Below are 21298 nucleotides of genomic sequence, written 5' to 3'. Positions count from 1 at the left end.
CCGGGGATCGCATCGATCTCCGCGTTGAAAATCGCGGAGAGGCGTTCCGGGTTTCCTGGGTGAGGACCATCATCACGTAGGCGCGCAGCCGCGGCCGATGGGAGCGCTGCCAGTTAGCGGCGTCGTCGCCCCCACCGCGCGCGGGCGCAAGAACCGCGCTACAAGCAAACGGTATTAGCGGTTATCGTCGTAAATCGCCAGGTGCTCCAGCGGGGTAGTATCCTCGCGGGCCGCTACCGTGTAGAGCACGGGAAGCGCGGAAATCCACCATGGATCCAGGGGTACCCGGTTCTTCATATCCATCTCTTCGTCCATGCGCATAATCGGATGCGATTCCAGCTTGCCATTGTGCTGGCCGATATAGCGTGCCCCCACCCGCTCTTTCTTCTCCAGCTGCGCGGTCACCTCATCAATGGCGAGGGCCGCGAGCGATACCGCGAGAGTGCGGTCGTAGGAGGTTGGGATGCCGCCCTGCTGCTGGTGGCCAATAATCGTGGAACGAACCGAGAAAGCCCCGTGGCCCTCCTGCTGGAAAACCCGCCGCAGCAGATCCGCGGTGTAATACTTAGAGGCATCCTCATTGCGAATGGCCAAGTAGAGGGAACGCGAGCCATCGAAGGCCCGATTCATCCGCTCGGCTTCCTTCGTGAGGAGGGCCAGATCCACCCCGGTTTCATGCAGGTAGACCTGCTCAGCCCCGGTGGAAAGCGCGCTCATAAGCGCGAGGTAGCCGCATTTCCGCCCCATCGTTTCCACTACGAAGCAACGCCGGGACGCGGATGCGGAGCGGCGAATCTTATCGATGGTCTCCACATTGGTATTGAGTGCGGTATCCACCCCGATGGAAAGATCATGGCCGGGCAGGTTGTTATCAATGGAGGCCGGCACGCAGATGAGGGGGAGACGGAAAGCGGTATAGCGATCAGCCTCCTTCGCCATATTCCACGCGGTTTCATAGCCGGCCAGGCCGCCGATCATAATAATGGCGTCCAGCCCGTTGGCTTCGATGGAGCGGGCCAGCCCGAAGTAATCCTCAATTCCGAGGACCGAACGGGCGGTGCCCAGTTCCGCACCGCCGAGCGATACCCAGCCATCCACATCGCCCCAGGCGAGCGGGCGAATATCCCCGCGGATAAGGCCGGGGAAGCCGCCTTCTACACCGAGCATTTCAAAACCGCGATCTAGGCCGAGCCGCACCGCGCTGCGCGCGGCCGCGTTCATTCCCGGGGCGAGCCCGCCGGCATGCAGGATAGCTACCCGCGGGCGCCAGCCATCCTTGAAGTAGCGGTCTTCACCTAGCGGGGAGGAAAGTGTTTCAAAAAGGGACTTGATCCGGGAGAAGCTGGTGCCGCGTGAGCGCACCGCCGCGTCATAATCGCCTTCTTCCAGGTAATCAATGACCTTCTTGGTATTGGCAACCGTTTCCACCAGCGGCAGGCGCTGGAGGCGATTATTACGAATCCCGATAATGCAGGATTCTTCACCCGGTTCGGCCCGGATAACCTCCAGGGCTGCGGTGTAACCGAGCAGGGTGGACATCCAACGGTCGTAGGCGGACGGGGTGCCGCCGCGCTGCACGTGGCCGAGCGCGGTAATACGCGGTGATTCTCCAGTGCGTTCTTTAATGGCGGCTTGGATGCGCTGGGCGGTGATCTTTTCACCGTGCCGATCCATGCAGCCTTCGGCAACAACGATAATCGAATCGCGCCGCCCGGCCGCTCGCCCGGCACGGATCTTTTCGCACATGGCGTCTTCCCAGCCATCTTCAGGGGGAAGCTCGGGAATGATGACGTCATCCGCACCGCCGGCCATCGCGCCCATAAGAGCCAGGTAGCCGCAGCGCCGCCCCATCACTTCCACCACGAAGACACGTTGGTGGGACGCTGCTGTGGAAGTGAGAGCGTCAATCGCATCAATAATGCGGCACAGGGCCGAATTAGTTCCCACCGTCATATCGGTGCCGACCATATCGTTATCGATAGAGCCGACCACCCCGGCAATATGCAGTTCGGGGTGGCGCGCGGCAACATCGGCCTCAATTTCTCCGGCTTCGACCAGTTCGTCGAGGAGCCCGGTCCAGCGCTCGCGCAGGGTATCGGCACCGGTAAGGGAGCCGTCCCCACCGATAACCACAAGGCGGTCAATTCCGGCGCGCACCAGATTCGCGGCAACTGTGCGCATGCCCTCCCGTTCCCGGAATTCGGTGGAGCGAGCCGAGCCGATAACTGTGCCGCCCTTATCCAGAATGGAAGACACATCGCTCCAGACCAGCGGCTCAATAAGATTATCGATAGCTCCGCGCCATCCCTCGCGAATCGCGAAGGGGCGGGCACCCACGTGTAAAGCGGTGCGCACCACGGCGCGTACCACCGGGTTCATGCCCGGGGCGTCCCCACCCGAGGTAAGAATGGCAAGGGATACGGGATCTGCGTGATCTGACATGGTTCCTCCTCCGAGGAACATTGTGTCAAAGATGGTGGGCTCATGTGTGGTGCTAGAGTCCGGTGGCGCGCCCGCGCGGTGTGGTAGCGGCGCGCCGCGCGGGCGCGAAGTTGATTACACTACGAGATAAAGACTACTTCGAGGATGAGGATAACCATGTCGCACCCCATTGACCCCACAACCACGCGCGCCTGGGCGCGGCTGCATGACCTTCACGACGGCTTCACCGCTGATTTCCGCGCTCGCTTCGCCGCGGATCCCCAGCGTGCCGAGCGGCTGAGTTTCACCGCCGGTGATCTTTTTGTGGATCTGTCCAAGTCGTATCTAGACGACGACGTCCGCGATGCCCTGCTTGAGCTTGCCGAAGAAACCGGGGTTGCCGCGCGCCGCGATGCGATGCTGCGCGGAGAGCGGATTAATGTGACCGAAAACCGGGCGGTACTTCATACCGCGCTGCGGCGCACCGCGGATGACACAGTCGAAGTAGACGGGCATAACGTTGTCACTGATGTACGCGAGGTCCTCGAGCGGATGTACGCTTTCGCCACCAAGGTACGCGAAGGCAGCTGGCGCGGGGTAACCGGAAAAGCCATCACGACCGTAGTCAATATCGGAATTGGCGGTTCGGATCTGGGCCCGGTGATGGCCTACGAAGCACTGCTCCCGTACGTCAAGGACGGGCTGGAGTGCCGCTTCATTTCCAATATTGATCCCACCGACGTGGGGGAGACCCTGCGGGGGGTGGACCCGGAAACCGTGCTCTTCATCGTGGCGTCCAAGACGTTCACGACTCTGGAAACTCTCACCAATGCCCGCCAGGCCCGCTCGTGGTTCCTCGCCCAGCTCGCCGCGCGCGGCATCCAAGATGCCGGTGCGGTGGCCAAGCACTTCGTGGCCGTGTCCACCAACCTGGAAAAGGTGGCGGAATTCGGAATTGAGCCCGCCAATGCCTTCGGCTTCTGGGATTGGGTAGGGGGGCGCTATTCGGTTGATAGCGCCGTCGGCCTTTCTCTCGCGATTGCCATCGGGCCGGAACATTTCGAAGAATTCCTCTCCGGATTCCGCACGATTGACGAGCATTTTGCCACCGCGCCGGCCGCAGAAAACGTGCCCCTCCTCATGGGGCTCCTCAATATTTGGTACGTCAATTTCTTCGGGGCGGCCACCCACGCGGTGCTGCCCTACGCCCAATATCTCCACCGTTTCCCGGCTTATCTCCAGCAGCTCACCATGGAATCCAATGGCAAGCGGGTGCGTTGGGACGGCAGCCCGGTGACCACCCAGACCGGGGAAGTGTTCTGGGGTGAACCTGGTACCAACGGCCAGCATGCTTTCTACCAGCTCATCCACCAGGGTACCCAGCTTATCCCGGCTGATTTCATTGCTTTCGCGAATCCTGTTTTCGCGCTGGTGGACGGAGATGCCGATCAGCATGAACTTTTCCTCGGTAATTTCTTCGCGCAAACGAAGGCCCTGGCATTCGGGAAGACCTTGGATGAGGTGCGCGCGGAAGGCACCCCGGAGGAAATTGTGACGGCGCGGGAATTCCCCGGGAATAAGCCGACCGCCTCGATTATGGCCCCGGCCCTCACTCCCGCGGTGCTCGGCCAGCTGATTGCGCTCTACGAGCACATTACTTTCACGCAAGGTGCGGTCTGGGGTATCGATTCCTTTGACCAGTGGGGCGTGGAGCTGGGCAAGCAGATGGCCAAGGAACTCACCCCGGCGATTAGCGGAGATGCGGCGGCCCTGGAGGCTCAGGATTCCTCCACCCGCCAGCTCATTGAGTACTACCGCGCTCACCGGAAGTAGTGCCGCGCGGCAATAGTGCCGCACGGCACTAGCACCCGGTAGACGCACACGGTGCCGGTCACCCCCCAATAACGGGAGTGGCCGGCACCGTTTATCTAGCGGCCGTAGCGAGGTAATAGAAAAAATAGTTGCTATTGACAGCTTGTTGTTAGTTCGGATCCGGCATGTGTTTTCCGAGGTGTACTGCACATGTCGTACATACGAAGTACAGCTCTGACAACACCTAGTCCTCCCGCAGGTGCTGTTGTGCCCCGGGGTACTGGTGTGACTCCTGAGGTTCCGCTCAAGGAAGGACCGATAGACCGAAAGACGGGGCTGCGGACGGTTGTCTAGAGCACCTTGGTGAAGAAATCACGGGTGCGCTCCGAGCGTGGGTTGTCAATAACCTGAGCCGGGGTACCCTCGTCAATAATCATGCCCTCGTCGAGGAAGACCACCTTATCGGCAACCTCTCGGGCGAAACCGATTTCGTGAGTGACCACCACCATGGTCATACCCCCGCGGGCCAAATCCTGCATCACAGAGAGTACCTCACCCACGAGCTCCGGATCGAGCGCCGAGGTAGGCTCATCAAAAAGCATGAGCTCGGGGTGCATGGCCAAGGCACGCGCAATAGCCACCCGCTGTTGCTGCCCGCCGGAAAGTTGGGCCGGGAAATGATTAGCGTGATCGCGCAGCCCCACCCGCTCCAGCAGCTCCAGGGCTTCGGCCCGCGCCTCTTTTTCGGGGCGGTGGGCCACCTGCACGGGCGCCTCCATAATATTTTCCATCGCGCTCATATGCGGGAAAAGGTTGAAACGCTGGAAAACCATCCCCACCTTGGCACGCTGGGCGGCCACTTCCGCCTCGGTGCGCTTCCTCAACCAGGTTCCCTGCGGAGTAAGGGCACCGGAGCGGCGAGCCAGCATCCCGCGCCACCCGGTGGGGGCGGGCTGCTCGGTCATCCCCAGCAGCTCCCCATCCAGGTAGATTCGCCCGGCGGTAATAGTTTCTAGCTCATTCAGGCAGCGCAGCAGCGTGGATTTACCCGAACCGGAAGGGCCGAGCAGCACCACCACCTCACCGCGCTCTACCGTGAGATTGACACCTTTGAGAACGGTGTGGTCGCCGAAAGATTTGTAGACGTCGCACACGTCCACCATGGCGTGAGTCATTGTGCTCCTTAGGGGGTGACGTCGAGGAAAGCCGTCGTCGCGGTACGCCCGTCAAAACCGCGCGCGAAATGGCGTTCAATACGGTGCTGCACCATCATGAGCAGCGAAGTAATAACCAGGTACCAGATCGCCGCGACCACGAGGAAGGGGAAGGGAAGGTACGTTTTCGAACCCAAATCCTGGGCCGCGAAAGTGAGGTCCAGGGTGAAGGGGACGGCGAGTACCAGCGACGTTGTTTTGAGCATCGAGATCGTTTCGTTCCCGGTGGGCGGAATAATAATACGCATGGCCTGCGGCAAAATAATACGCCGCATAATCGTACCCGAACGCATCCCCAGCGCCACCGCGGCTTCCCGCTGGCCCGGATCAATCGCACCCAAACCGGAACGGATAATTTCTGCCAGGTAGGCACCTTCGTTCAGGCCCAGCCCGATAATCGCCGCGATAAACGGGGTGATGACCCGGTCTGTTTGGAACGTAAAGAACTCCGGCCCGAAAGGAATCCCCAGCGATAGCTTCTGATAAAGCGAGGGGAGCAGGCCCCAGAACATAAGCTGGGTGTAAATCGGGGTGCCGCGGAAGAACCAAATATAAAAACGGGCCGCCGCGCGCAATACCGCATTAGTCGATTCGCGCAGCACCGCCATGGTCAGCGCCAAAATAATGCCGATAACCATGGCCAGCACGGTCAGCACCAGGGTGTAGACGATACCGCGCAGGATCCGCCAATCGAAAAGATAGCGCCCCACCACATCCCAGTGGAAAGCATCGTTGGTGATGAGCGCATTAAGTGCCATCGCCCCGAGCACCGCCATGACGATGAGCCACACAATATTGCTCAGCTTCACGCGGGCTTGCGGATGAATTGTCTCCATTACTGCACCTGGGGGTTAATCTCGGCGGTGCTCAGCACACCTTCGGTAATGCCGTAATGTGCGAAGATCTCCTTGAGTTCTCCCGAATCCATGAGGGATTGCAGCGCGGCCTGCACCGCTTTGGCGAGCTCCGGGTTGTCCTTGGCGACCGCGATAGCCACCGGGGCTGAATCGTAGATATCACCCGTGGTCTTCAGTTGCCCGTTCGACCGGGCAACCGCGTAACCGAGTACCGGGGAATCGGCGAAAATAGCGTCGTACTGGCCGGAGACCACCCGGGTGACGATCTGCGGCACATCCGGGAGGGACATGATCTTAATCGGCTTGGCGCCCTTCGCTTCGCAAGCGGCGGTCGCTTCCTTGAGGGCTTCCTCCTGGGAGGAACCCGTTTGCACGCCGATGGTGAAACCACAGGGATTATCCGGGGTGAAATCACTGGACTTGGCCGGTACTCCGTATTCGGAGCCCGCCTCGAAGTACGTGATCATATTGAAAGCTTCTTCACGTTCGGGGGTGACGGTGAAGGTGGACAGGCCCACATCGAATTTGGTGCCGATCTGGGGGAGAAGGGAATCAAATTCCACGTGCGTGGTGGTGCCGTCTTTGAGTCCCATCTTTTTCGCGATAGCGCGCGTGAGATCAATATCGTAACCGGTGGGGGTCTGTCCGTCCGCCTTGCGGTATTCCGCGGGAGCGTAATCGGTGGAAGCGCCGTTGCGCAATTGCCCGCGTGCGGTAATATCCGCGGGAACTAGGGCAGCGACGGCGGAATCTGCCGCGATGCCATCAACAGCGAAACCGGACTCACCCGGATCGGCCGCGGCGGTGGAATCCGTCAAAGCCGCCTCATCATTGGAGCAGGCGCCCAGCGTGAGGAGGCCGGCAGCGAGCAACGCGAATGTTTTCTTCATTTTCTTCCCCTACGGTGAATGTTTTTTCAGTGTTCGGGTGGAAATTACTCGGAACAATCCCAAGTATAGCCAGTAAGTATGCGCCTAAATGTATAAACATGTGAATATGCGGGTAGATACCCGTTAGTTTGGCGTATTTGCGGGCTTTGTGCGGTTTGGGTGTGAGAGGTCTAACGGTGGCGCGCCTCGACAGAGGGGGTATGTTACGAATCCGTAAGTTACGATTACGTAAGGTTACGCATTAGTAAGTTAGCGGTGGGGTGGCCCGCCGGAAAGAAGGCTGAGGTGAGCAACGTGCATTCAGGAAACGTGCTCTTCCCGCGTACCGCGAGCGCGCTAGGGGAGGTAGGGATCCCAGGTGCCGCGCTCCTGCATGCCGAATTGACCACGTCCACCCAGGATGACCTGGCCGAACTCTGGCTCAGTTCCGGGGGTGCGCATATGCCCGGGCTGGTGTGCGGTCTCATTGCTGATGAGCAAAGCGATGGACGTGGGCGGATGGGCCGCTCCTGGTTCGCTACCAAAGATGGTTCCCTGCTTTTCTCAGTGCTTATTGCAGTGCCGGAAACCGTACGCGCGGAGCTGAGCTGGGTGACGTTCGCCGGGGCACTGGCGGCGCGCGCCGCCCTGGAAAAGCTCGGGGCAGACGTGGCGATTTCCTGGCCGAATGATATTGTCACCCGCCCGCGGGCCGCGAAACTGGCCGGCGTGCTGGGGGAAGTCGTGAGCACGGACGCGGCCGGGAATATCGGAATTGTCCTCGGGGTGGGAATCAACCTGGGGTTGCGCACCGAAGAACTCCCCACTCCCACCTCCGCGTCTCTTGCTACCGCCGGCTTCCCGGTTCCCAGCCGGGACGAGGTAGCTGCCGTCTACTTGCGCGAACTCGGGGCGCGGCTGGCCGCCCTCGGTGCCGCCTGCGCAAGCGGGAGGTGCCCGGCGGCAGCTAGCGGCGCCGTCGTACCCGAAACGGAGGCGAGTGCCGCCGGGGTGACCGGTACCGGGACCACTGCGGCGGAACGTTCCGGACTCTTAGCCGAACTCAATGCCACCTGCGACACCTTGCGCGAAGGAATCACCGTTAACCGCCCCCGCGATACTCCGGTGCGCGGGCGCGGGGTGCAGATTTTAGCCGACGGCGCCCTCGTGGTCGCCACCACTGCCGGTGACGTGCGTATTTCCACCGGAGAAGTCTCGCTCCTGGGTCGGGTAACGCCCTCGGAAGGAAAATAGTGATGAAAAAAATTCTTGTTGCCAATCGCTCCGAAATTGCCGAGCGCGTTATTCGTACCGCCCACGATATGGGGATGAAAGCGGTGGCGGTTTATGCCGATGCGGATCGCGAAGCGCAGTTCGTGGAGGATGCCGATAGCGCCTACGCGCTCGAGGGTACCGCGTATGCCGATACCTATATGAATATCGAGAAAATCATTGCGATTGCGAAGCGTTCCCACGCGGACGCCGTGCATCCCGGCTACGGTTTCCTCTCCGAAGTTCCGGAATTCGCCACCGCTGTTATTGAAGCGGGGCTCACGTGGATCGGCCCGGCACCCGCGGTACTCCATCGCCTCGGCGATAAAATCCAGGCGCGCCGGCTGGCCGAATCGGTGGGCGTGGCTCCGGTGCCCGGTGTTTCCGATCCGGTGCAGGGGCGCGCCGGGGTGGATGATTTCGTGGCCCGCTTCGGTTTCCCGATTGTCACCAAGAAGGCCGACGGCGGGGGTGGGCGCGGTATCACCATCCATAATGAATCCGCTGACCTGGACCGCTTCTTCGCGGCCCACGGGGCGGATCTGGATTCCTATTTCGTTGAGCGTTTTATTCGCACCGCCCGCCATATTGAAACGCAGTCAGCCCGCGATTCCCACGGGAATTTCGCGGTGATTTCCACCCGGGATTGTTCGGCCCAGCGCCGCAACCAGAAACTCATTGAAGAAGCACCCGCTCCGCTGCTGCCCGGAAACGCGGAAGCGATCGTGACCGAGTGGTCGCGCCGGCTTTTCGAAGCGGTGGATTACGTTGGTTTGGGTACCTGTGAATTCCTGGTGGAACCCGATGGGCGGGTTAATTTCCTGGAAGTGAATCCGCGTCTCCAGGTCGAGCACACCGTTTCCGAAGAGGTGACGGGAATGGACCTGGTACGCGAACAAATTCTTATTGCATCCGGAGCGGAACTCTCTCAGGTTCCCGCCCCGCGCGCCCACTCTTTTGAATTCCGTATTACCTGCGAGGATCCGGCCACCGGGATGGTGCCCTCCACCGGAACGATTGAAAAAATCCGTTGGCCGCTGGGCCACGGGGTGCGTATCGAATCGGGGATTGAAGAAGGCGATATTGTGACCGCCGATTTCGATCCCATGCTTGCCAAGCTTGTGGTGACCGCCCCGGATCGCGAGCAGGCCATTGCCCGCTCGCGCCGCGCGCTCGCGGAATTGCAGATCACCGGGGTGGCCACCCCCTGCGCCATGTACCGCGATGTGCTGGCCATGGAGGATTTCGCCGGGCATATTCCTTCCACCCGCTGGCTGGAAGATACCGTGCTCCCTGCTTACGAAAATACGCAGGCCGTGGCTACCCCGGCGCCTGTTAAAGATGAAGAACCGCGCCATACTTTCGTTATTGAAGTAGATGGGCGGCGTATGCGTATGACCCTCCCGGCCGCGCTGATTGCCACCGGATCGCACGTGGCTCGCCGCACCCTGCAGCCGCGCCGTTCCCAGGCAGCTTCCCGCACCGCGATGCCGGCCCAGGATCTTACCGATCCGAGCGGGATGGTGAATTCTCCCATCCAGGCGATTGTGGTGCGCGTGGTGGTGGAACCGGGGGATAAGGTCCACGAAGGCGATCTGCTGGTCGTGCTCGAATCCATGAAGATGGAAAGTTATGTTTATTCGCCGCGCGATGGCGAAGTGACGGATGTGGAAGTGCGGGCCGGGGCCACCGTGGCAGCTTTCCAGCCCCTCGTGCGGGTGGTAGGTAGCGATGCCTAAAAACCTGCTCGGCACCTACCTACTCGCGGTAGTGCGCCACCACTCGAGTCCGTGCCCGAAAGTAGCGAAGGAGAATCATGTCGCTGACTGAATTACGTTCCGCCCACGAATGGCAAACCCTGGATCACAGCGCCCAGCAGGTGGACCGGGTGCGTTTCGCGGAGTATCAACATGACCTGGCCCGGCAGGCCGAGGAACACGCCGCGAAGCGCCAGCACGCTCACGGTAAAAAGACCGCCCGGGAGCGCATCGCGTTGCTCTGCGATGAGGGCAGCTTCACCGAAATCGGGCAGTTTGCCGGCGGGAACCTGGGGCGCGGCTTCCGAGGAGCCGCGGTGGTGACCGGAATTGGCCAGGTGGATGGCCAGCTCGTAGCGGTCTACGCCCAGGACTTCTCCGTATCCGGGGGCACCTTGGGCGAAGCCGAGGGCGATAAAATCGTGGCCCTCATGGACAAAGCCCTCGAGCTGCGCATTCCCATGGTGTCCCTGCTTGATTCGGGTGGCGCCCGCATCCAGGACGGCGTCGTCGCACTGTCCCAATACGGCCGTATCTTCAAGAAAACGATCGCGGCATCGGGCATTATCCCGCAACTTTCCGTCATTCTGGGACCCTGCGCGGGCGGCGCGGTGTACGGGCCGGCCCTCACCGATTTCATTATTATGACGCGCGATAACGCGCATATGTTCGTGACCGGACCGGACGTTGTCAAAGCAACCACCGGGGAAGAAGTCTCCTTCGACGATCTGGGCGGGGCGACCCTCCATAATTTCCAATCCGGGGTGGCCCACTACCTGGCCGCGAACGAGGACGATGCCCTCGATTACACCCGCACCCTCCTCACCTACCTGCCCGCGCATTGCGATGCCTCGCTGCCGCGCTGGGATTATGCGGAAACGGCCACGGATAGCCAGTGCGCCCGGCACCTCTCCGATCTGGTGCCCGCCTCCACCAAGCAGCCCTACGATATGCTCGACGTCATCGCGAACCTCGTGGATTACGGGGAATTCGTGCAGGTCCAGGAGCATTTCTCCCGCTCCATCGTGGTGGGATTCGCGGCCCTGGCCGGGCAATCGGTCGGGATCGTGGCCAATCAGCCGCTCGTGGATGCCGGCACCCTGGACGTGGACGCCTCCGAAAAAGCCGGGCGTTTCGTGCAATTCTGCGATGCTTTCCACGTGCCCGTTATCACCCTCGTGGACGTGCCCGGCTACCGGCCCGGCACCGAACAGGAACAGGCCGGGATTATTCGCCGCGGTGCGAAACTGATCTGGTCCTACGCGAATGCGACGACGCCCCTCGTCACCGTGGTGTTGCGTAAAGCCTACGGGGGCGCCTATATCGTCATGGGTTCGAAATCCCTGGGAGGGGACCTGAACTTCGCGTGGCCCGGTGCGGAAATTGCGGTGCTCGGTGCCGAGGGCGCGGTCGCTATTACAGGGCGACGGCGCCTGCGGGAAGCCGAACAAAACGGTGAGGATGTGGCCGCGGTGCGCCAGCAGCTCATCGAAGAGTACACCCGCGATAACGTCAATCCTTTCCTCTCCGTGGAACGCGGGGAGCTGGACGGCATTATCGCCCCCGAAGATACCCGGCGGGTGCTCATTGAGTCCCTGCGTATTCTCGCCACCAAAGACTGCTCGCATCCGGGCGAGCGCCGGCACGGGAATATTCCCATGTAACGGCCCGCCCCGGCGCACGAGCGTTCATCCGGAACGTTCCGGCGCCCAGAGACCGGGCTCAAAGACCGGGCCCACAGTCTGGGCCCAAGCCACCTTCGATCTTTCCTTTTCTCAAGAATTGCCTCGCGGGCCCTCCCGCACCTAGCAGAAAGAACACTATGACCAGCGTGTACGAATCCCTGACGGCCACCCCGCCCGCCAGTCCCTGGATCCTCCAATTCGCCGGCCAGGGAACTCCCTGGCGGAGCGAATTAGATGAGCTGCTCACCTCCGCGCAACTGCGCGCCGACCTGACCGCGGTGGACGCGGCGGCCGAGGAAATCCTCGCCCCGGTGCTCCCCGAACTCACCGTGATTTCCGCCGGGCGCCTCGACCTGCTGGGCTTGCGCGGCCCGGCCAGCGCCGGACGCGCCCCCCACACCTCGGTTCCCGGCATCCTGCTCAACCAGTACGGGGCCTACCGTGATCTAGCGGTGCGCCCCACCGCCACCATCGGGCATTCCCAGGGTGTGCTGGCCGCCGCCATGGTGGAGTCCGGCGAACCGGCCAGTATTTTCGCTCTCGCCCGCCTCATCGGGGCGGCTGCCTCCAAGATCAGCGGGGAACTCGGAATTACCGCGAGCAAGGACGCCAGCCCCATGCTCTCGGTGCGGGGCGTGGGAGCCCCGCTGCTGCGCCGCTTGGCCGCGAAGGTTCCGGATGCGGATGTTGCCATTATTAATTCGCGGGAAGCCTGCGTGGTCTCCGGGCGCCCGGCTGCACTCACCGCGCTGGTGGCGCTTATCGAACGCGAAGCCGAACGGGAAGCACGCGCCCGCGCCGATAAACTCACCGGCGGGGAAGCTCTCCACCCGGTGTGTGAATTCCTCAACGTGGGAGCCCCCTTCCACTCCCCGCTCCTCGAACCGGCCGTGGCCCTGGTGGATTCCTGGGCGGAGCGCTGCTCCCTCAGCGTGGAACGCAGCGATGAACTGGCCCGCGCCGTGCTCACCGCCAGCCTGGACTGGACCGCGGAATTCGCTACCGCTTTGGAAGAAGCCGGTGGGAACGGCACCCCGGCAGGCTTCGTGGTGGACCTGGGCCCGGGCCCGAACCTCAAGACCATCGCCCTGGAAAACCTGGCCGGCACCGGAGTGAGCTACGTGGATGCCTCCACCGCCGCGGCCCGCGATGACCTGGTCACCGGGGTGGCGCGCGTGACCCGCACCCGCGACTGGTCCGAATACGCACCCCAGCTGCGCCAGATCAAGGGCCATACCTACCTGGATACCGCTTTCTCGCGGCTGACCGGGCGCAGCCCGATTATGCTCGGCGGGATGACCCCGACCACCGTGGACGGGGAAATCGTGGCGGCTGCCGCCAACGCCGGCTACTGGACCGAGCTCGCCGGGGGCGGGCAGGTTTCCGAAGAAGTCCTGGCTGAGAACCTTTCCACCCTGCGTGAGCACTTGGAACCGGGCCGGGTGGCCCAGTTCAACACCATGTTCCTGGACCGCTACCTTTGGGATCTCCAATTCGGATCTCGCAGGCTCGTTTCCCGCCAGCGCGCTGCCGGGGCACCCCTGGACGGCGTGGTTATTAGCGCCGGCATTCCCGAAAAGGACGAAGCCCTCGAACTCATCGCGCGGCTGCGCGCCGAAGGCTTCCCCTATATTGCTTTCAAGCCCGGCACCGTGGCCCAGATCCGCCAGCTGGTAGAGATCGCCAAGGCCTGCCCGGGCGCCCCGCTTATCGCGCAGGTGGAAGACGGCCACGCCGGTGGGCACCACTCCTGGGAGAACTTGGAAGACCTGCTCATCGCGACGTACGGTCAGATGCGCGAGGCCGGCCTCATTATTACCGTGGGTGGCGGCTTGGGCATTCCCGAGCGGGCGTCGTCGTTCCTTACCGGAACGTGGGCGCAGGCTTACGGTATGCGACCCATGCCCGTGGACGGTGTGTTCATCGGGACCGCGGCGATGGCCGCGAAGGAAGCGAAAACTAATCCCGATGTGAAGCAGCTTCTCGTTGATACGCCCGGTGTGAGCCCGGACGATAACGGTGGTTGGGTCGCGGCTGGCTCCACCCGCGGTGGCATCTGCTCTACCCAGTCCTCCCTGCACGCCGATATTTACAACGTGGAAAACGCAGCCGCCCGTGCCGCGCGCCTCCTCGTGGAAGTGGACGGGGACGCCGAAGCGATTGCCGCGCGCCGCGATGAGATCATCACCGCGATCAACGCCACCGCCAAGCCCTACTTCGGGGATATCGCGCACATGACCTACGCCCAGGTGCTGCGCCGCTATGTGGAACTGACCGTTCCCTGGGCCGACGACACCACCCAAACCCGTTTCTGGGAAATGCTTCAGCGTTTCGAAGCACGCCTGTGCGAAGCGGAAAGCGGGGAGGTCCCCACACTCTTCCCCACCCAGGCTGATGCTGCCGCCGATCCGCAGGCCGCGCTCGAGCGCTTCCTCGCCGCCTACCCGAGCGCGGAAGAACACACCGTGCTTGCTCAGGATGAGGCGTGGTTCGTGGCTTTGGCCTCCAAGTACCCCAAGCCGGTGCCTTTCGTACCGGTTATTAACGAGCAGGTGCTGCGTTTCTGGGGTTCGGATTCCCTGTGGCAATCCCATAACCCGCGCTACACCGCGGACCAGGTGCGTATTATTCCCGGACCTACCTCGGTAGCGGCCATCACCAAGGTGGATGAGCCGATTGCCGAGATTCTGGGCCGCTACGAAGAGGACGCGGTTTCCCGGGTGAGCGCAAGCGGGGCGCAGGCCCAGCCGGCCTTCTCCCGCGCGGCACGCGACCGTGAAACCTTCCTGCGGGAAACTCCCTTCATCGTATGGCACGGCCACCTGGCCACCAACCCGGCCCACCTCATTCCGGAAGCGGAAATCCGCGATACTCCGGAGGGCCTGGAAATCTTCGTGCCCCTCGATACCCTCTGGGATGGTACCCAGGCCCACCAGCACGTGGTGCGGCATATGCGCATCCCGCTGCTGCTGCCCGAATCGGTGGCCACCGGCGGGCTGCCCGTGGTGGACGATGCCCGCCTAGAAGGCGCCATGCGCGAGGTCCTCGCCGCGATGTCCGGGGTGGGAACCACAACCCTGGGCGGCACCCCCATCACCGAGCAACCCGAGATGATCGACGGCGTTGCCACCCTGACCTTCGCGGTCTCCCCGGAGATCAACACCCTGCACGCGGGCATTACCGCGCCGGCCGGGCGCACCCCGGCGGCCGTGCCTTCCGCGCTCCTCGGTTCGTGCTGGCCCACTATCTATTCCGCGATGGGCTCGGGCGAAGCCGATGGCTACCCGATTATCGAAGGGCTGCTCTCCGGCGTGCACCTCGACCACCTCGAAAAGGTGAATGTGCCGGTGGAGGAGATCCTGGAAGCCGGGCAGCTCACCGCGCGCTCCTGGGTGGCCTCCGTGGCCGAATCTTCCGCCGGCCGGGTGTTGACCATCCGCACGAATGTTGCGCGCGAAGATGGCACCGTGGTGCTGGAATTCCAGGAACGCTTCGCCATGCGCGGGCGCGCCACCACCACGGACCTGCCTTCGGAACCGGCCGCCCGCGGGGGAGTGGATGCCGATATTATCGACACCCCGCGCTCGGTACTGCGTAAGGTCACCGTGCAGGCACCCACCGATATGACGGCATTCGCCATTGTTTCCGGTGACTTCAACCCGATTCACGTATCCCGCAACGCCGCGCTGGTGGCGGGAATGGAGGCTCCGCTGGTGCACGGCATGTGGCTGTGCGCCGCCGCCCAGCACGCGGTTGCCGATCCGGTGGCCGGGCGTGCCCCCATGCATATCACCGGGTGGACCTACCGCATGTTCGGCATGGTGAACCTCGGTGACGCGGTAGATATCACCGTGGAGCGCGTGGGCCGGGTGCGCGGGGGCGGACTCGCCCTCGACGTAACCGCTCGCTGCGGGGATACCGTGGTTTCCCAGGCATCCTGCACCGTGAGCGCCCCGCGTACCGCCTATGTTTACCCGGGTCAGGGAATCCAGGCCCGCGGCATGACCCTCGACGACCGGGCGGCCTCGGCTGCCGTACGCGAGGTGTGGGAACGCGCCGACCGACACACCCGCTCCGCGCTCGGGTTCTCCATCCTCGCCGTGGTGCGCGATAACCCGGTGGAGCTGCGGGTGCGCGATGAGATTTTCCGCCACCCGGAAGGCGTCCTCAACCTCACCCAATTCACCCAGGTGGCGCTCGCGACCGTGGCCTTCGCCCAAACCTCGCGCCTGCGTGAACAGGGTTCACTGGTAAGCGGTGCTTACTTCGCCGGGCATTCCCTGGGCGAATACAACGCTCTGTCTGCCTACTCGCAGGTCTTCAGCCTCGAGGACGTGCTAGAAATCGTGTACCGGCGCGGCACCACCATGCATCATCTGGTGGAACGCGATGAGCAGGGCCGCTCGAATTACCGCATGGGTGCCTTGCGTCCCAACCAATTTGGGGTGGGCGACGACGCCGTGCGCGACTACGTCGCGCAGGTGGCTGCCGCTTCCGGGGAATTCCTCGAGATTGTCAATTACAACCTGGCGGGCGCCCAGTACGCGGTGGCAGGCACCGTGGCGGGCCTGGAAGCCTTGGAAAAGGACGCCAACGAGCGGGCCCGGCAGGCCGGGGGCAAGCGCCCCTTCATGCTGGTTCCGGGTATTGATGTGCCTTTCCACTCCAGCGTGCTGCGCACCGGCGTGGCCGAATTTGGGGATACCCTGCGCGCCATCGTTCCTGCCGATATCAAGCTCGAAATTCTCGAAGGGCGCTACCTGCCGAATCTGGTGGCTCGCCCCTTCGAGCTGACGGAAGAGTTCTGCGATGCCATCCTCGAGGTGGTTCCCTCCCAGGTGGTGCGCGAGATTCGCGCCGACCTGGCCGCGCGCCTCATGCGCGACCGGGTAGGAACCGCCCGCGAGCTCCTGATCGAGCTGCTGGCCTGGCAATTTGCCTCCCCGGTGCGCTGGATTGAAACCCAGGATTACCTCATTGAGGCCGGGGTGGAAGATATCGTGGAAATCGGCCTGGCCGCTTCGCCAACCCTGGCGAATATGGCCACCCGCACCCTCGCGCTGCCTAAGCACGCCCAGCGCCATGTGAGCGTATACAACGTGCAACGGGACGCCAAGCGGGTTCTGCATGAGGATGTTGCCAGCGCTCCGGTTGCTGAGGACGGATTCGCGGATGGCGCCGTCGCCCCGGCCGCGAACACCGCTGCTGCAACGAGCGAGGATACCGCTGCGGCCTCGGCGCCGGAAGCCACACCCTCGGCCCCCGCGACTCCGGAAACACCGGCTCCCGCAGCTGCGGCCGCGCCGGCTCCGGCAGCAACCGCGGCGCCGGCGGGCGATGGCCAGCCGGCTGCGGATCTACCCTTCCGGGCCGGAGACGCCCTGCGCGTCCTGCTGGCCTGGTCCACGAAGATCCGCCTGGATCAGATGGGCGATGCCGACTCGGTCGAAACCCTCACCAACGGGGTCTCCTCCAAGCGCAACCAGATCCTCATGGATATGACCGCCGAATTCGACCTGGCCTCCATGGACGGTGCAGCGGAAGCACCGCTGGCCACCCTGGTCTCCCAGGTGGATCAGGCCGCCCACTCCTATAAGCCTTTCGGCAGCGTGCTGCGCGAAGCTATCGCGGACCGCTTGCGCTCGCTCACGGGTGCGGCCGGCGCGAAACCGGCCCGGGTGGCTCAGCGGGTGCAGGACACCTGGCAGCTCGGCGAAGGCTGGGTGGCCCACGTGACCGCCACGATCCTTCTGGGTACCCGCGAAGGTAAGTCGGTACGCGGCGACGAATTGGCCACCCTCCCGCTGGCCCCCACCTCGGCCGCCCAGCTCGATGAACTCATCGACGCGGCGGTGCGGGCGGTCGGCGCGGCCCACGGGATCAACGTTGCCCTCCCGAGTACCGGGAGCGGGGCGGGCGGCGTCGTCGATTCCGCTGCCCTGGACGCATATGCCGAACGCATGGACGCGATCCTGGCCGGAACCGCGCGCGACCTGCTCGCGCGCCTCGGCCACAACGAGCGCCCTGAGGCACCCGCAACCGCTGATGACCTGGCCCTGCGCGAAGCCATGAGCGCGGAACTGGGTAGCGGTTGGGAAGACTTCGTGACCCCGCGCTTCGACCCGGCCCAGGCAGTGCGCCTGTGCGACCGCTGGGCCACCGCCCGCGAGGACGTGGCCAAGATCGCCTTCGGGCGTGAGGTGAACGCCAATTTCACCGGCGTTGGGGAAGAAGTGGCCCGCCAGGCCGAATGGCAGGCGGCCCGCAATCCCAAGCTCGCCGCGCGTTTGACCAAGATCGCCCGTGCGGCCCGCGATACCACCCCGGGGATTTACGCCGGGAAGGTCGCGGTGGTGACCGGTATGGCGGAGAACTCCATCGCGGGTGCGGTGGTGGCCGGGTTGCTGGCCGGCGGGGCAACCGTCGTCGCCACCTCCTCGCGTATTTCCACCGCGCGCCTGAACTTCGCCAAGAAGCTCTACCGCGAGAACGCCATCAACGGTGCTGAACTGTGGCTCATTCCCGCCAACCTCGCCTCCTTCCGCGACGTTGACGCGATCACCACGTGGATCGGTGCCGAACAGCGCGAAACGGTGGGCGCCACCTCGAAGCTCATCAAGCCGGCGCTCATTCCGGATCTCCTGGTGCCCTTCGCGGCGCCGCGGGTGAGCGGCTACCTCAGCGATGCCGGCCCCGAAGCGGAAAACCAGGCCCGTGTGCTGCTGTGGAGCGTGGAACGCCTCATCGGCACCCTCGCGAGCCTGGGCACCGATGCTGCCATCGACCATCGCATGCACGTGATTTTGCCGGGCTCCCCGAACCGGGGTTCCTTCGGTGGTGACGGCGCCTATGGCGAGGTCAAGGCCGCGTTGGATGCCGTGGTCAGTAAGTGGCGCGTGGAGCCCTGGGGGCAGCGCACCACCATCGCGCACGCGAAGATCGGGTGGGTGCGCGGCACCGGCCTCATGGGCGGGAACGATCCGCTGGTGGAAGCCGTGGAAGCCAAGGGTGTGCATACCTGGTCCACGGCGGAGGCCGGGCGCGAATTGCTCACTCTCTTTACCCCTGAATCTGTGGCGGCCGCCCGTACCGCGCCGGTTATTCACGATATGACCGGTGGCTTGGGTGATATTAACCTGCCCGAACTGGCCGCGAGCATCACGCCGGCCACCCCCGCGCCGGCAGCGAAGGCCGCGCCGAGCGTGCGGGCCCTGCCCAGCCCGGTGAGCATCCACCAGCCGACCATGGACCTGGGTGCTTTCGGGAAGGGCACCGCGAAACCCGAGGATCTCGTGGTTATCGTGGGCTTGGGCGAAACCGGCCCCTGGGGTAGCTCGCGTACCCGGTGGGAAGCCGAACTCGGGATTCAAAGCGACGGCGATGTGGACCTCACGCCGGCCGGGGTGCTTGAGCTGGCCTGGATGATGGGCCTGCTCACCTGGTTCGATACCCCCAAGCCGGGCTGGTACACCCCCGAAGGGGAACTGGTGCTCGAAGAGGATATCTTCGAGCGCTATCGTGATGAGGTTGTGGCACGTTCCGGAATCCGCGCTTTTGTGGACGACGGGCCGCTGGCTGATATCGGGACCACCGATATCGCCCCGGTCTACCTGGAGAAGGACGTGACTTTCACGGTGGGCAGCGAAGCGGAAGCCTGCGCCCACGCCGAAGCGGATCCGAGCTTCACTAGCTTCTTCGAGGAAGACGGCGAATGGCGGGTGACCCGCAAGGCCGGGGCACTGACCTATATGCCGCGCCGTACCACTCTCACCCGCCGCGTGGGCGGGCAGTTCCCCACCGATTTCGATCCGGCCAAGTGGGGGATTCCGGCATCGCTCGTGGAGGGCGCGGACCGGATGGCTATCTACAATCTCATGACGGCGGTGGATGCCTTCCTCTCGGCCGGGTTCTCCCCGGCAGAACTGCTCGAATACGTGCACCCGGTGGATGTTTCCTCCACGCAGGGCACCGGCTTTGGCGGAATGACCTCCATGCGCCGCCTGTACGTGGATCGCTTCCTGGGTAAGGATTATCCGCAGGATATCCTCCAGGAAACCCTGCCGAATGTGATTGCCGCGCACACCATGCAGGCCTATGTGGGCGGGTACGGTTCCATGATTCACCCCATCGGCGCTTGCGCGACCGCCGCGGTGTCCGTGGAAGAAGGCGTGGATAAGATCGCCACCGGCAAGGCCCATTTCGTGGTCTCCGGTGCGATTGATGACGTGCAGGTGGAGTCCCTCATCGGTTTCGGTGATATGAATGCGACGGCGGATTCTGCCGCTATGGCGAAGAAGGGCATTAATCCGCGCTTCTTCTCCCGCGCTGGTGATCTGCGCCGCGGTGGCTTCGTGGAAGCTTGCGGTGGCGGCACGGTGCTGCTGGCTCGCGGAGACGTGGCCGCCCAGATGGGACTGCCGGTCTACGGGGTGGTGGCCTACATCCGCTCCTTCGCGGACGGTATCCAAACCTCGATTCCGGCACCTGGTCTGGGAGCGCTGGCCGCCGGCATGGGCGGAGAGAACTCCGTGCTGGCCACGAACCTGCGCAATCTAGGCGTAAGTGTGGACGACGTCGCCGTGCTTTCCAAGCACGATACCTCCACCAATGCGAATGATCCGAACGAAGCGGAACTCCATGACCGCCTCTTCACGGCGCTCGGGCGCAGCGAAGGCAACCCGCTCTACGTGGTTTCCCAGAAAACCCTGACCGGGCATTCCAAGGGCGGTGCGGCGCTCTTCCAGATGGCTGGCATCACCCAGATGTTCGCCACCGGGAAGATCCCCGGCAATAAGGCCCTGGACTGCTCCGATCCGGCCTTTGAGGAACGTAGTTACCTAGTGTGGCCGCGTGAAGTCCTCGAGGTGGGAGATATTAAGGCGGCCGTGCTGACCTCGCTCGGCTTCGGACATGTCTCTGCGCTTATGATGCTCGTGCATCCGGCGGCGTTCGAGGCTGCTATCGCGCGCACCAACGGCGCTAAGGCAGCCCAGCTGTGGCGCGAGAGCGCTGATATGCGCCTGCTGGACGGCGCGCGCCACCTGGTTGCCGGAATGGTCGGTCACGCGCCGCTCTACACCGAAACCTCGGTGGACGAGCGCTTCGCCGGGGATCGCCACGAAGGCGAAGCTGCGTTGCTCCTCGATCCGCGCTACCGCCTGGTGAACGGAAAGTACCAGCTGCGCTAAGCACGGTGCTGGCAGCGCGTTGCCACGGCAACGCTAAGCACGGTGCTGGCGGTGCGTCGTTACAGCGGCGCACGTTAGCCCGGCTGGGAGCTCAGCGAGCGGGGGGGGGGGGGGGGGGGGGGGGGGGCGGGGCGGCCGGCCGGGGGGGGGGGGGGGGGGGGGGGGGGGGGGGGGGGGGGGGGGGGGGGGGGGGGGGGGGGGGGGGGGGGGGGGGGGGGGGGGG

9 protein-coding genes are annotated in these 21298 nt (G+C 63.7%); 5 read left to right on the top strand and 4 right to left on the bottom strand.

Translation table 11 applies throughout. The annotated features are described in order from the left end of the window. Window positions 1–174 precede the first annotated feature (174 nt). On the bottom strand, window positions 175–2442 hold the full coding sequence (locus PWJ82_RS07905; RefSeq protein ID WP_274736125.1) for a 6-phosphofructokinase: 2268 nt from the start codon (window positions 2440–2442) through the stop codon (window positions 175–177). A gap of 156 nt (window positions 2443–2598) precedes the next feature. Here PWJ82_RS07905 and pgi point away from each other — a divergent pair, with 156 nt between their 5' ends. Beyond that, window positions 2599–4254, top strand: a complete 1656-nt coding sequence (pgi, locus tag PWJ82_RS07900) for a glucose-6-phosphate isomerase (RefSeq protein WP_274736123.1) — start codon at window positions 2599–2601, stop codon at window positions 4252–4254. A gap of 329 nt (window positions 4255–4583) precedes the next feature. Here pgi and PWJ82_RS07895 read toward each other — a convergent pair whose 3' ends face one another. Genes PWJ82_RS07895 through PWJ82_RS07885 form a run of 3 tightly spaced genes read right to left on the bottom strand, consistent with a single transcriptional unit; the run spans window position 4584 to window position 7194 of the window. Continuing rightward, a complete protein-coding gene (locus PWJ82_RS07895) occupies window positions 4584–5408 on the bottom strand; it encodes an amino acid ABC transporter ATP-binding protein (protein WP_274736122.1) in 825 nt (274 codons plus the stop codon). 8 nt (window positions 5409–5416) lie between these two features. Beyond that, complete coding sequence (locus tag PWJ82_RS07890; protein WP_274736121.1) at window positions 5417–6283, bottom strand: amino acid ABC transporter permease; 867 nt, start codon at window positions 6281–6283, stop codon at window positions 5417–5419. Further along, on the bottom strand, window positions 6283–7194 hold the full coding sequence (locus PWJ82_RS07885) for an ABC transporter substrate-binding protein (RefSeq protein WP_274736120.1): 912 nt from the start codon (window positions 7192–7194) through the stop codon (window positions 6283–6285). Before PWJ82_RS07885 ends, PWJ82_RS07890 begins: the two co-directional genes overlap by 1 nt. 285 nt (window positions 7195–7479) lie before the next feature. On the opposite strand from PWJ82_RS07885, the gene PWJ82_RS07880 reads away from it, so the two are divergent. The 4 genes from PWJ82_RS07880 (at window position 7480) to PWJ82_RS07865 (ending at window position 21075) form a co-directional block, all read left to right on the top strand. Beyond that, the gene (locus PWJ82_RS07880; RefSeq protein WP_274736118.1) at window positions 7480–8427 is read left to right on the top strand and encodes a biotin--[acetyl-CoA-carboxylase] ligase; all 948 of its coding nucleotides are present in this window, start codon (window positions 7480–7482) and stop codon (window positions 8425–8427) included. A gap of 2 nt (window positions 8428–8429) precedes the next feature. Continuing rightward, window positions 8430–10184: a biotin carboxylase N-terminal domain-containing protein gene (locus PWJ82_RS07875; protein WP_274736117.1), complete on the top strand. Its 1755-nt coding sequence runs from the start codon at window positions 8430–8432 to the stop codon at window positions 10182–10184. A gap of 77 nt (window positions 10185–10261) precedes the next feature. After that, window positions 10262–11866, top strand: a complete 1605-nt coding sequence (locus tag PWJ82_RS07870; RefSeq protein WP_274736114.1) for an acyl-CoA carboxylase subunit beta — start codon at window positions 10262–10264, stop codon at window positions 11864–11866. A 158-nt stretch (window positions 11867–12024) separates the two neighbouring features. Next, entirely contained in the window at window positions 12025–21075 is a 9051-nt protein-coding gene (locus PWJ82_RS07865; RefSeq protein ID WP_274736112.1) for a type I polyketide synthase, read from the top strand. The last annotated feature ends 223 nt before the right edge of the window (window positions 21076–21298 follow it).

The sequence above is a fragment of the Actinotignum schaalii genome (assembly GCF_028864145.1).
In the GTDB taxonomy this organism is placed as follows: Bacteria; Actinomycetota; Actinomycetes; order Actinomycetales; family Actinomycetaceae; genus Actinotignum; species Actinotignum schaalii_B.
The sequence above is the reverse complement of the archived record's forward strand: the minus strand, read 5'-3'. Positions and strand labels throughout refer to the sequence as shown.